The organism is uncultured Sunxiuqinia sp. (genome assembly GCF_947495665.1).
Lineage (GTDB): Bacteria > Bacteroidota > Bacteroidia > Bacteroidales > Prolixibacteraceae > Sunxiuqinia > Sunxiuqinia rutila.
Genome location: NZ_CANLZV010000004.1, coordinates 259,022 through 273,433 on the forward strand (window position 1 = coordinate 259,022; position 14,412 = coordinate 273,433).

6 protein-coding genes are annotated in these 14,412 nt (G+C 45.2%); 1 reads left to right on the forward strand and 5 read right to left on the reverse strand.

Features of this window, described 5'->3' with window-relative positions; all coding sequences use genetic code 11:
- Positions 1-14: 14 nt before the first annotated feature.
- The 3 genes from Q1A18_RS07480 to Q1A18_RS07490 form a co-directional block, all read right to left on the reverse strand.
- Positions 15-6,818: a hypothetical protein gene (locus Q1A18_RS07480; protein WP_299578318.1), complete on the reverse strand. Its 6,804-nt coding sequence runs from the start codon at positions 6,816-6,818 to the stop codon at positions 15-17.
- A 111-nt stretch (positions 6,819-6,929) separates the two neighbouring features.
- Positions 6,930-7,928, reverse strand: a complete 999-nt coding sequence (locus tag Q1A18_RS07485) for a PorP/SprF family type IX secretion system membrane protein (protein ID WP_299578319.1) — start codon at positions 7,926-7,928, stop codon at positions 6,930-6,932.
- Positions 7,925-9,118: a gliding motility-associated C-terminal domain-containing protein gene (locus tag Q1A18_RS07490; protein WP_299578320.1), complete on the reverse strand. Its 1,194-nt coding sequence runs from the start codon at positions 9,116-9,118 to the stop codon at positions 7,925-7,927. The genes Q1A18_RS07485 and Q1A18_RS07490 overlap by 4 nt, the downstream gene beginning before the upstream one ends.
- 459 nt (positions 9,119-9,577) lie before the next feature.
- Between Q1A18_RS07490 and Q1A18_RS07495 the strand changes: the two genes are divergently transcribed.
- Positions 9,578-10,366 (forward strand): hypothetical protein, encoded by a 789-nt coding sequence (locus Q1A18_RS07495; protein WP_299578321.1) that lies wholly within the window; start codon positions 9,578-9,580, stop codon positions 10,364-10,366.
- Positions 10,367-10,457: 91 nt separating this feature from the next.
- Here the strand turns inward: Q1A18_RS07495 and ppk1 are convergent, their stop codons facing one another.
- A complete protein-coding gene (gene ppk1, locus Q1A18_RS07500) occupies positions 10,458-12,857 on the reverse strand; it encodes a polyphosphate kinase 1 (protein ID WP_299578322.1) in 2,400 nt (799 codons plus the stop codon).
- A gap of 410 nt (positions 12,858-13,267) precedes the next feature.
- Positions 13,268-14,357 (reverse strand): peptide chain release factor 2 gene (gene prfB, locus Q1A18_RS07505; RefSeq protein WP_363322885.1). Its coding sequence is split into 2 segments (ribosomal slippage): positions 13,268-14,302 and positions 14,304-14,357, totalling 1,089 coding nucleotides; the frame shifts between segments, so codons are not numbered across the junction.
- Positions 14,358-14,412: the final 55 nt, after the last annotated feature.

The window sequence follows — 14,412 nt, forward strand, 5'->3', positions numbered from 1 at the left end:
AAGTCGTTAAAACATTAAAAGTTAATTACAATGGACACACCTGGTCCATTTCCTGGTGTACCTCCCACACCATCTCCAAAACCGGGAGAAAAAATCTGCTGACCAAGAACCCCATCTCCAATATCATAGACCATAACATAACCAATATCCACTCGATAATAAACAGGGGTGTCTACAGTACCATCAGGCAGAGAATTACTCAAAACCATTAGGGTCAGCTGCGGCAACATGAATGAGGAACTTGAATTATTCATGGTCTTATCGATATCTATAATTTTAAGTGCGAAAGTTTCGCTCTGCAACTGACTCAACACATCGGATGAAGTCACGTTAATCTGAAATGACTCCAGTTGGGTTCCTGTGGGGATCGTGATTACAAAACCTGCAGTAGTAGGACTTGCAGTCGCACTTACCTCACAGGAAATCAGATTTAAATCACCAAAACCTCTGGCCATAAATGAAAATCCGGGCTCAATCACGCCCTCATAAATCTGTGGAGCCCCTCCACCTGAAGACGAAGCTGTTTTCCAAGTAGCTCCTGTTCCTGAGGCATTAGCCGTTAGTACTTTGTTGGCATCTGCCGCCCCGGCTAACGGAGCAATTTTATCCAGTTTGTCTTTATCGATGGCCGGCATAACTCCTGCATTTGTTGCAGTAGCTGCTGGTAAAGTGGCATCATTCCCCGAGCTGCTCTCAACCGTTACTGTTGAAGCATCGGTAGTGTAAGAAAGATCAGTAACACTGCTTCCCTGCCAGGTAAAGCCCCCTGCTCCATTAGAAGTCAGTGATTGTCCGCTCGTGCCATTACCGGCAATGCCTGCAAGTTTCATGGCGGTGATTGCCTGGTTGGCCACATCTTCGGCCACAATGGTTCCGTTGGCAATTTTATCCGAGGTAACCGCATCTGCTGCCAGTTGTGTTGAAATGGTTCCCGATCCTGAACCGGTCACATCTCCTGTCAAACTAATGGATGAACCACTTCCTCCGGCAGTCCATTCAGTGCCATTTCCGGCACTATTGATGGTTAATACTTTATTGGCATCTGCCGCCGTGTAACCAGGTACTTTAGTATCGACATATGTTTTTACAGCTTGCTGCGTCGGAAAAAGAACATCTGAATTTGATGCCAAGGAGCCATCAGTACTTTTATTCGCGGTGTCTTCCTTGCCTTGCACGGTGGCGTTGGCACTTACCCGAGCATCTGTAAAATACAAGTTAGTTCCTTCCGCAACCATGGTGGTGGTATAATCACCAGTCTGAGGAGTGACTGCCCCTGTTCTGCCGTTAAAAGAACCAACTTCACTTCCTTTTGAAATTTGTGACCAGCTGCTACCATCCGACAACACCCAATCACCTACATCCAGTGTTAACCCATAGATATTATTTTCTCCAGCTTCAGAAGCAATGTAATAATAGCCCTTGCTTGAGGTAGGATCAGGCAATGCAGGCGTATTGGTCATGGCATCGTACGCTCCCTGAAAGAAAACATCTCCAACAATTGATGCAGGCAGATAGGCTTCATCAATTTGTCCACTGACATTCAGAGGAACGACTCCATTCGGGATTCCTTTTTCAGATAAATTGATTTTAGTATCCAAAGCACTTTGTGTAGCTGTGCTAATGGGTTTATTCAAATCGCTGGTGTTATCCACCAGATTCAAATTCATATTGGTTTTCAGGCTGGCTAAATCACTCACTCCTGTACCTCCGTTTGCTACGGGCAACACACCGGTCAAATTAGCAACAGACACATTTCCGTTGATATTTCCAGAAGTTGTGATATCACCGGTAGTCGTAATACTGCCCGCTGAAATGCTACCGGTTGTAATTGAATTTGGCGTAATGTCTCCCAGGCTAAGCGTTATTTCAGGAGTTGTTGACGCGTTGGCAACAGTCCCGCTAACACCATTGGCAGGTACCACCGACACATTGGTCACTGTTCCTGTTCCTCCACCCACGGCAGAAAGAACACCATCACCATCAATGGTCAGGTTCGAACCAACTTTAATCCCTCCCAGGCTTGTTCCTGAAGCCTTGGGTAAAGAATAAGTAAAATTATTTGCCCCCGCTTCTATGCCATCCAACTTCGCTTTGTCTTCAGCAGAAATAAGTCCCGGACTAGTCGGAGATGCTTCAGGAATGGCTGTTGTTATCGATCGATTTACCCATTTTGACCCTGTCGCATTCCATTGCAAGATATCGTTGTTGGTTTTTCCCGAAATTGATACATTGGATAAACCATCAATAGCATGGTTGTGTGAACTGCTAACATTGGCTGATAGAATACCATCCACATCAATGGAAAGATTGGCTCCAATCCGAACACCTCCCACTTGGTCAACTGTTGCCACAGGCAAAGTGGGCGAAGCAGCTTCTGTCCACTCCACTCCTGTTTCATCTGCTTTTACTGCCAGCACTTTGCCACTATTTCCGGTTTTTACTGGCAACAACGCATTGATAGCCGATTCGGCATCAGTGGCTCCGGTACCTCCATGTGTTACCGGAATAGCTGTGCCGTTCCAGGTTCCGGAAGTAATTGTGCCTACTGTTGTCAGGTTGGTTGAACCTGTCCAGTTTGAAAGAGCGACATTCTCTACCTGACTTAAGTCCAGAATAGATTTCACAGCCGTTGCATCCAAAGCAGTTGGGGCAGCCGAAGCTCCCGAATTATTTCCAAGTAGCGTTTTGTTTGCAATAGCCGCCAGTTCCAACGTAATTTCACCGGAAGCACCACCTCCGGAAAGTCCGCTTCCTGCCGTGATTCCTGTAACATCTCCTCCGCCAATGGAAGAAAGATCAACAGTGCTACCTGTTCCTGAAATCGTTAAATTGTTGCCGGACAAACTCAAGGTCTGATCACCGGTGTTGGTTCCCGACAAGTTTGATCCGCTTACTGTTCCCGAAGCATCAACCGATGTAGGCGTCAACGCTCCGTCAATTGTTCCATCAACATAGTTTTTAGTGGCCGCATCGGTCAGAGCCAATGGCTCAGCAAGGTTGGTAATCCGCTGACTTCCCAGATCGAGGGCAGCCGCAGCTGCTCCAAAGCCACTCAAAGGAATTATATTTTTTGAGGTTGCCTCAGCCTTTCCTGCGGCATTTCCAACATAAAACTGTCCCAGCCCCAAGGATAAGCTTGAAGGATCGGCTGCTATCCCATCTGAAATATCCATCCATGAAAACGTGCCATCACCATTGGACTGGAGCACGCTGCCCGAGGAACCATTTTCCAGTGCAATGCTACCAGACCCCTTTAAGCCGCCAGCACCAATTGCGTTCGGTGCAATTTTCAGCGGACTCAAAGCCGTTCCGTTACCACTTAGCGTTTCATCGTGCGCAACCTCAGCAAGCACCTCCGTTTTCAGCGCATAAAGACTTAAGTCCTGATCGCCTGTATTCACATTACTTGTATTAGCCAGAATAGCCAGCTGCGCATCGGTAACATAACGCTTATCTGTTGATGATGCAATATCAGCTGTTGTCGCATCTTCACCGGCAGTTACCATGCCATTGGCATCGTATGTAATTTTTGTTTTAGTGGCACCAACAATGGCCGGATTTTTATCCAGCTTATTGTCCAAAGCTGTTTGAGTAGCTGTACTCACCGGCTTATCCATGTCGCTGGTGTTATCGACATTTGACAAACCGACATCAGCCTTTGTAATTCCTACCGGCGAATTGATCACCGGGCTATCCAAGGTTTTATTCGTAAGGGTTTGTGTAGCCGTTTCACCAACCAGCTGCTCCAGAATTCCTTTTGCATCATAAACTGTTTTCAGCATATCGCCGCCACCAGCCGAGGCAATATTGTCATCCACATATTTTTTCGTTGCAGGCTCATAATCAGCCGAGGGCGTAAAAGCCGTGGTATTATTCAGAGTCAATACTTCAGTCTTCTTCGCATAGCCCGATAAATCCTGATCACCAGTATTGGTGCCACTGGTATTAGCAAGTGTCGCCAACTGCGCATCGGTCACATAGCGTTTATCTGTTGATGAAGCAATATCAGCTGTTGTAGCATCCTCTCCTGCAGTTACCAAACCATTGGCATCGTAGGTAATCTTCGTTTTGGTAGCTCCAATAATGGCCGAATTCTTATCCAGCTTGCTGTCTAAAGCCGTTTGTGTAGCATTACTTACCGGCTTATTCAAGTCACTGGTATTATCAACCTGTCCCAATCCTACATCGGCTTTACTTAGTTCCAGCATCGATTTGATAACTGTAGACGACAAAGCAACCGGGGTAGCCGAAGCGCCCGAGCTATTTCCCAGAATTGTTTTATCACCAACGGGCGCAAGACCTACTGTTAAATCTCCCGAAGCCCCTCCGCCGGTCAAGCCATTTTCAGTCGTTACAGAAGTAATGCTTCCGCCACCGCCCAAACCAGACAGGTCAACCGTATTGCCACCGGAAATACTTAAATTGGTTCCGCTGAGGCTCAGGCTTTGATCGCCTGAATTGGTTCCACTCATGTTGGTAATCAGATTCAACTGTGTATCTGTCACATACCTTCTGTCCGTCGATGGAGCGATATCAGCCGTTGTGGCATCGGCCCCGGCAATCACCAAACCGTTATTATCGTAAGTTATCTTAGTTTTTGTGTCTCCGGTAATAGCCGGATTTTTATCCAGTTTACCATCCAATGCCGTTTGAGTGGCATTGCTTATGGGTTTATTCAAATCACTGGTGTTGTCCACCTGGTCCAGCCCCACATCAGCCTTTGCCAAAGCCAGCATTGACTTAACAACTGTCGAAGACAAAGGAACCGGAACGGCCGAAGCACCCGAGTTATTTCCTAAAATTGTTTGGTCACCAACCGAGGCTAGTCCTATGGTTAAATCTCCGGAAGCACCCCCACCGGTCAAGCCATTTTCGGTCGTTACAGAAGTAATGCTTCCGCCACCGCCCAAAGCAGACAGGTCAACCGTATTGCCATTCAATATACTTAAATTTGTTCCGGACAGAATCAGGCTTTGATCACCCGTGTTGGTTCCGCTGATTCCATCAAGCTTCCCTTTATCCGAAGCGCTTAATAAACCATCATCCGTGGTTGTTGCACCGGGTATTGAGTTCAGCTGATTATCCACATACTGCTTGGTGGCTGCATCAGTCGCATTGGCAGGAACCGCAAGATTCGTCAGGGTATGCCCTCCCATGGAAATGTTGCTGACCGGGGCACCAAAACCACTTAACGGAATGGCACTTTTGCTGGTTGCCTCGGCTTTTCCTGCCGCATTACCAACATAGAACAAACCATTTCCCAAGGTCAAATCAGAAGGATTAACCGACACGCCTGATGAGATGTCTTTCCAGGAAAAAGAACCATCGCCATTTGACTGCAGCACATGCCCATAAATGCCCGGCGACAGAGAACCGCCACTTCCCTTGAGGCTTGAAGCCCCTACGGCACCGGAGGACAAGCCCAACGGGTTGGAATAAGTTCCATCGCCATGCAAGGTATTGTCATGAACAACATTGCTCAAGCCGCCATCGCCATTATTCAAAATAGCCGCTAAGTCAACATGACTTCCACGCGGACCTGAAATGGAAATAATCGTCCCATTCAAACTTAAAGATTGGTACAAATTAGCCAGGCTAATGGTGTTTCCTTCAGAGATTGTCAAATCCTGGTTCCCATCCAAGCTTAAGGTTTGCGGTTTGATGTACCGCTGCACCTGACCATCCACGTATTCTTTATTTGCCGCATCCCGGTTTTCCGAAGGATTCGACAAATCAGTCATTCGGTAGCCCCCCATCGAAACATTGGATTGGGCATAGCCAAAACCACTCAAGGGAATATTACTTTTTTTGGTTGAAGTAGCCTTCCCCGAATCGTTACCAATGAAAAACTGACCGGAAGGAAGCGTAAGTTCAGAGGCATCAACCGGCACTCCCTGAGAAAGATCCTTCCAGGAGAATGTTCCGTCGCCATTTGATTGCAAAACATTGCCCGGAGTTCCAGGAGTTAAAACAGTCCCTTGCCCTTTCAGGTTTGAAGTACCCACTGCACGACTGGCTAGCCCTAAGGGGTTTGAGCCAGAGCCATCGCCTTGTAATGAAGAATCGTGAATGACAGGCTTATCGTCTTCACTTAAAGCATTCTTCAGGTCAACCTGGCTTTGGGCGACACCCGAAATTGACAGGATAGTTCCATCCAAGCTCAGTGTTTGTGATTCCTGAGCTGCTTCATCAACATATTTCTTGGTTGCCGCATCTGATGCATCTACCGGGTCGGCCAGCTGGCTAATCCGGTTTCCGTCCATCAATAAATTCGTTTGAGCCGAGCCAAAATCCGTAAGCGGAATTGCGGTTTTGTCCACGCCTTTGGCTGTTCCGTCTACGCCTACCAACACCTGCCCATCTTCTAAACGAAGACCGCCATCCTCTGTTGGAAGGTTGTTGCCCACAGCAAGCCATTTACCATTGCTGTAGATCAGCAAATTATCATCCGAAGTGTTAAAAAACAACTGCCCTTCAGCAACATTGCCCGTCGGATTAGTTGTTCCAAGTTGAATGGCTGACAATTCACTTGAAATGGTATTCCAGCCAAGGCCACTCCAGAAATAGAACTGATTTTCCTGGCTATCGAACACCAACAGGCCTTTCGCCGACGAATCGTTTCCATTAAACATTCTTAAGCGCTGATCCGTGGTCAAGCGGGGAATTAGAAGTCCTTTGCTTTCGGAATATAATTCAAGAATTGCCTTTGAATTCGCAGGAACATTCCCTTTACCAATACTGACCCCTCCATCCTGAGCATTAACGCCCATGCATGTAAGTTGCAATATAACAATCAGCAAAACGTAAACATTTCTCATAAGCCTATCTAATTATCTTTTAATTTTCTGCACAAACACTTCTATTTCAAAAATTTACTTTCATTCCAAACGTCTGGATAAACCACACAATTTCAAGCACTAAGGCAACTGCTACCGGTATAGGTTATTCCGGTTGACTACCTCGCCTATCCGGTGCCGAACAGCAGCTTTCCGCTGATAATTATACAGCACCGCTTTTTGACTGAAACTATAGGAAAGGTTCAGCCCGTGTGAACTGAACTGATTAACTCCTTTTCCAACACCATATTCGTAAGTATATCCCACCATCAGGTTTTTATTGACTTTTAGTGATAATGAAGTCGTTAAAGCCATATTCAAACGATAACTCAGGCCTGCCCAAATCCGATCTTTGAATAAAAAGTTGACCGCCAGGTCGAAGACCGGAGCCGCATAGCCATTGGAAACCTCTCCTTCATTCACCTGCTGAGTAGCCCCCCGGTAGTACTTGACCACCAGATCGGGCCGGAAAAGAACATCCCGGTTGATTTGATACATGGCTCCCAGGATCAGGTCCCAACTGGGATAAATAACCAGTTCCTCATTCCAGGTTTTATCAACAAGCATGTTGGCACTCAGCCCGGCAAACATAAAGTCGTTCATATAAAAGGCCCCCAACTTAGTTGTAAACCGATCGGTTCCCCATATTTCATGATCCAGCAGGTATTCATCATCATAAGAGGTTATGATGTCCTCGGTGCGGTAAGAAGTACTTTTTATACCGATGCCGTAACCAAAAGCCAAAAAGCCTTTAGGCGAAACTTTTACATTGCTCGACAAGCTAAGATCAAGCGAGTTGATTTTTCGGAGACCGATGTTTTCGCGCATCAAGGTTGCATTAAGGCCAAGACGTTTGAAACGAAAAGGGATGTAAACGTTGGTTCCAAAAACCTCGGGATGATAAGGCAAGCTCACCCATTGAAGCCGGCTGATCAGGTTGATCGAAATATAATCCTTGAAGGAATTATAGGCCGGATTAATGAACTCCTGCTTAACAACCGATTGCAAATGCATCATTTCCTGGGCGGTCGATTGCTGACTTTGCACAAGCAGCATCAGGCCTAAAACCATGTATCGAATTTTCCGGATCATTTGCTGCTTTTTACTTCAACCACATTTCGAACAACGAAAGGGGAATCTCCCGTCCACAAGGTCATTTGATAGTAGTAGGTTCCTGGGGTATAATGAGCAAAATCCAAGTCATTCTGATAGTTCTGATTTTTGTACACCATGGCTCCCCAGCGGTTGTAAACCTCCAGTTCAATTTGAGAATACCTGGAAATATTGGGTACTTCAAAAACAGAATAAGACATCCCGTCAAGAAGAATGAAATTGACCAGTTCCAAAACAGAAGCACAGGCCTGGCCATAAAAGCCGGATGAGTTTTTGGTGTTACCCAGCAAGTAGAAATCATTAACCCGCCGCGACTCATAATCAATCGAATAATCCTTGAAAAGAAAATCATCGGCTCGGGCGTAAAGCATGCTGTAGTCGTCAACTCCTAAGATATTTTGAAACGCATCGAACATGGATTGCCCAACAATAAACCTGTTCTGGGTAGAGCTTTCAGAGAACACCTGCCATCCCCAAGGCTCAATCTTGCGCACATTCGGATCATTAATCATACTTGCCGCATCGGCAAAAAGAGCTCCGTCAAACAACACATCAACCGTTCCGCCGTTTTTCACATCGCTGATAAACAACGGATGAAAAGCATAGTCATCACCTACCGGAAACCAGTACGTATCGCCAGGTAATACTTCACGAATCAATTTCCCATCGACATAACTGGCATTGGTAGCCGAATTGGAGAAAATCACGGCATCGGCAGCTGCATTAACTATTTTAAATAAACTTTCATTCGAAACATGGACCACTCCCGAAGTCAGAGCGAGTGAGTTATGAATAAACAGATCACCATTCAGAAAAACGTCTCCTTCTGGCTTATCCATTCTAAACGATCCTAAGCTGGAACCAAATCCGTCAAGATCAATATCGGAATTGCCTGCAAAGACAAAGCTGCCATCGCCCAGGTGCTTACCTGAAAAAGTAACCGTAGCCGGAGAGGTCGCATGAAAATAAACCGTTCCTTGGTTTGTAAGGCTGGCTGTTTCATCCAGAAGCACATCGCCGTCAAAGCAAATTGAGCTTTCTTCAGCCACATAGAGATCCAACTCCTGAATCTTCACACCCCCCTTTTCTTCATTCAAATCCCCGGTATCTGCATAAACGCCAATGGTTAGCACAAGCAGTCCAGCGAGTAAAAAATTAAACAATCGCATTCTTCATCCCTTTATTGAGCACAGGTCTGAAAAAAAGCGTCAAGCAAGCATTTCACCGAATCCCGACAGCCCTTTTATATTGATTTCCAGACCCTAAAGCAATGACAAAGATAGAGTTGTGCATCAAGTAATACCTATTCTTAATTACACGAAAAACACGAAGCGGAATTTCTCAATCTAAACTGTCCTATTTTCGAATTAAAGCCGAATAATTACAATCATATGATCACATCTAAAGAAGGAATGCAGAAATACAGGATTGACAGAGAAGCAATTCCTCCGTAAAAGTCAATTCACGAAATGCGCTCTTATCATTCTTCTACCCATTCAACAAGGCATTGCACCACCTCCGGAAAGCCCGGCAACTTAAAAAAGGGACGGAATTTGTTTCCATCCTGACAATTATTAATTTTCTTTGAAGAATTGAATGTACGAAGAAACTTATAAATGCATTTATCCATGATTCTGAATCGAGTTTTTCTGATCACAGCCCTTGCCATCCTGTTGTTTTCCTGCGGAAAATCAGAAAAAGAACTGGCAGCTGAACGACTTTCATTTGCTGAGCGTTTGTACCAAAATGGAGATACAACCGAAGCCCTGCAGCAGTTGGACACCTTGCAATTGAAATACAAAGGAGCCATTCAGGCAATGGTGGAGGCCGACAAATTCAGGAAGAAAATCTATGGTGACCTGTTTTATAAAAAACAAGATGAGATGGACTCCTTGAAAGTCACCCTGCAAGAACTGGAAAGTAAGTTTGTGACTGAAAAGACCGAGTTTGACCGCTATACGCAATACATCCATAAACGCCAGCAATTTAAGCGACGCTGGAACAAATCCTTTATCCAGGTTCATTTGGATGAGCGGGGCGATTTATACATTTCAAGCAACTACTATGGAGAACAATGGCTTGAGCATACAGGACTACGGGTTTACGACAACGACATTCAGGCCAAAACGAAGAAAGTACCTTTGGACAATGTGCTCAATCATCGCAGTGATTTTATGGAAACAAAATGGGAGAAAGTCACCTACCGCGACGGGGCAGATAATGGTGTCATTGCCTTTATTGCCGAACACGCCGATCGTAACTTAAAAGCGGTGTTCTTAGGCTCGCGCTATTACTACATCATTTTGGAGGACTATGACAAACAGGCCATTAAAGATGCCCTGGCCTTGTCAAAAGCGTTAAAACGGAAAGCCAAACTTGAAAAGGAAATTCAATCGCTTCAAAACAAGGTGGGCTAACACCAGTTGAAGCGAAAGTCTTTTTCAGGCAGCTTTGCATTGATTCAAACCGTGCCTGAAAAAGACTATTCTTACTTTAATCATCAACCGATTAGCGGATTTTTTCAATCAATTCGGGAGGCTGAGCCAAAATTGCCTTACGCCCGTTAATAACAATTGGTCGATGCAGCAATTGCGGATTTTTGGATAGAATTTCGATCCACTCTTCATCCGAAATCGTTTTCCCCTTGTATTCTTGTTTATACAAACTTTCATGGGTTCTGACCAGCTCAAAAGGCGTCATGCCCGACTTGGACAGAATCGCCTTAATTTCCTCGGGACTAATACCCTCTTTCAGGTAATTTTTCACATCAATCTGATAGCCGTTTTCTTCCAGGTATTTCAACCCGGCTCGGCTCTTCGAGCATCTTGGATTATGGTAGATTCTCATGACTACTTGGTGTTTTTCTTTAATGTATTGATAATAATCTTCCTGTGCGCGAAACCGTCCTTCCATATCCTGCCGATTATAAGTATTGGTCAGATCATTATCCAGAATCCGGGACTTGGTATTATCACGCAGCTGTATTTTAAGCATTTCCCGCAGTTCTGCTTTCAGATCCGGATCGTAAATTGGGCAAGCCACTTCAATTCTTCGGTTTAAGTTTCGTGGCATCCAATCGGCTGATGAAATAAAGACTTGCTCATCACCACCATTTCCGAACAAGAAAATCCGGGAGTGCTCAAGGTATTTATCAACAATACTGATAGCCTCAATGTTTTCATGCACATCATTCAGCTCGGTCAGCAGTCCGAAAATGCCGCGAACAATCAACCGAACTTTAACCCCCGCACGCGCAGCCTCATACAATTTATCCATCATTTCCGGATCAATCAGGCTATTCATTTTAAGCAGCATGTACCCTCGTTTTCCCGATTTGGCAAGGGCTATTTCACGATCAATCTTATCGGTAAAAAAACTACGCATTGAAAATGGGCTTACCACCAAATGCTTGTAGTTGCTGATGCGGTAATTATGCTTAAAAAAGCTAAACAAACGAGCAACTTCATCAGCAATCCTGGGATCAGCCGTCATTAACCCATCATCTCCATACACCCGCGCCGTGCCTTCATGGAAGTTACCGGTTCCCACATAAGCATAATTCCGGAAGGCGTTTTTCTCCCTTCGTCGAATCCAAGCCACCTTACTGTGCACCTTCAATCCAGGCACTCCGTTCACCACATGGGCTCCTTCTTCCTGCAGTTTGTTTGACCAGTAAATATTGGCTTCTTCATCAAACCGGGCCTGCAATTCAATAACCACCGTCACTTTTTTCCCATTTCGAATGGCGTTCAGCAAGGCATTAACCACTCGTGAGTTGCTGGCAACCCGGTAAATGGTTATTCCAATTTCTTTAACTTTTGGGTCAATTGCGGCTTCGCGAAGCAAGTCCAAAAAGTGCGTGAAACTTTGATAAGGATAATGCAGCATGATATCCTTGCGCCTCAGCTTTTTCAAAATGCTCTCGTGCTGCTTCAGGGACTTATGCCGAATTGGGGTTAGCCGTTTGTAATAGTGCTCGGGTTTCCCAATCTCCGGGAAATCCATAAAGTCTTTATGGTTATGATATTTTCCGCCAGGCACTTGGTTGTCCGGATCAAGCTTCATTTTTTTAATAATGAAACTGAGCAGGTCCTCCGGAATCTCCTTATCGTACAACAAGCGAACAGGCGTTCCCACCTTCCGCTTTTTCAAGCTGGCTTCCATCTTTTCAACAAAGCTTTTGGAAATATCATCGTCCAGATCCAGCTCGGCATCGCGCGTCACCTTGATGGTGTAAGCTTCAAAGTGATCGTAATTAAACAAGGGGAAAATATCGGGCAGGCTGAACCGGATGACATCGTCCAGCAGGATAACATATTTTCTTCCGTTTTTTTCCGGCAGCACCAAAAAACGCGACATGGAAATATTAGGCACGCGAATCAGAGCATAAGCAAACTTCTCCGGACGCTCTTTCCGCGAAAGCTTAATTGCCAGGTAAACCGAGCGGTCGCGCAGGTACGGAAACTTATTTTCCTTGCTCAGCATGATCGGAATCAGGTTGGGCAGCACCTTTTCTTTGAAGTAATTTTTGACAAAAAGGACCTGTTCTGGCTCCAAATCATTTTCATCAATCAGCAAAATATTCTCCTGCCTCAGCTCCTGAATGATTTTACGGAAAATTTCCTGCGATCTTTTTTGGTGAGAAACCACAATCTCCATAATCTTTTCATGCAATTCTTCCGGTTTGATGTCACCAAGCAAGGTTTCATCATTGCCAAAGTCAACCATTCGCCGAACGGAAGCTACCCGCACGCGAAAAAACTCATCCAGGTTGTTTGAAAAAATTCCAATGAAGCGAATACGCTCTAAAAGCGGAACCGTGGGATCCTCTGCTTCCTGCAAAACACGCGCATTAAATGAGAGCCAGCTAATTTCGCGATTAATGTATGGGTTGTCAATTTTCGTCATAGTCTTTCTGTTTTAGAAAAATCGCCTGCAAGGACGAAGGCGTAAAACGATCTTTTCCTAAAGATGCAAAAAACTTTCTGCTTTTGCACCTCTTGCATCCGTTCAAATGAAGATTTAGCAGCAGAATTTCGCTCCTGATTTTACCGACAAAGAATCTTGATTTTTGAAAAGATCACTCGTTTTCTTCCGGGCAGTTGCCCCTTTACTGGCCTAGCCTGCAACTAATCGAATAACGCCCTAAACCTGCATCATGTTCACGTAGCCTGCTAATCCAACAAGCGCAAAAATGCAAACCCCTATGCATTACCAATAAAGCAGACGCATTCTAAAATTCCAAAGGATTTGAAAGAAGGTGTTAAAAAAAGGCGGAGGCCGAAAGAAGGTCTCCGCCTGTAAAGTCATAGCCGGAATTAGTCTTTACTAAATTCCATCAGGAAGGCTTTTATAAAGCCGTCGATCTCCCCATCCAAAACAGCCTGCACATTGCCTGTTTCATAATTGGTTCGGGTATCTTTCACCATTTTATAGGGTTGTAAAACGTACGACCGAATTTGTGATCCCCACTCAATTTTTTTCTTGGTTGACTCAAGCTGCATCTCGGCTTCCCGCAGTTTTCGAAGCTCCAGTTCATACAGTTGCGACTTCAGCAAACGCATGGCGTTCTCTTTGTTGGCTAACTGAGAACGGCTTTCGGTGTTTTCAATAACAATGCCGGTAGGAGCATGTCGCAAGCGCACTCCGGTTTCGACTTTGTTTACATTCTGCCCTCCGGCTCCTCCCGAACGGAAGGTGTCCCAACTGATGTCTGCCGGACTAATTTCGATTTCTATCGAATCGTCTACCAATGGCGCTACAAAGACCGAAGTGAAAGAGGTCATTCGCTTATTCTGGGCATTGAAGGGTGACAAGCGCACCAGCCGGTGAACACCGTTTTCACTTTTCAGGTAGCCATAAGCATAATCGCCTTCAAACTCAATGGTACAGTTCTTAACGCCAACTTCATCGCCCGCATTAAATTCTGACACCGTGACCTTATAGCCTTCCTTTTCGCCCCAGCGCATGTACATACGCATCAACATATCGGCCCAGTCATTACTTTCGGTACCGCCGGCGCCAGCATTTATACGCAAAATAGCTCCCAGCTTATCCTCTTCTTTGCGGAGCATGTTGCGGGTTTCCAGGTCTTCAATCACTTGAAGTGTTTTTTGGTATTGCCCCTCAATTTCTTCTTCGCTCGCCTCGTCGGCTTCAAAAAATTCATACAGAACCTGCAAATCATCCAGCGCCCGATCCACCTTTTCAAAACCTTCGGTCCACACCTTGATGGATCTGATGGCCTTCATTTGCGCCTCTGCTTCTTTGGGGTTATTCCAGAATTCCGGATCTTGTGTTTTAAGCTCTTCTTCTTTGAGTTGAATTAATTTTGCATCGTAGTCAAAGATGCCTCCTCAGAGCATCTCTGCGCTCTGCAAGCTCTTTAAGCTGCTCTTTTTGAATCATGATATATCTGTTTTGATTGATCACAAAAGTAGAAAAACACCACGGATTAATCAAT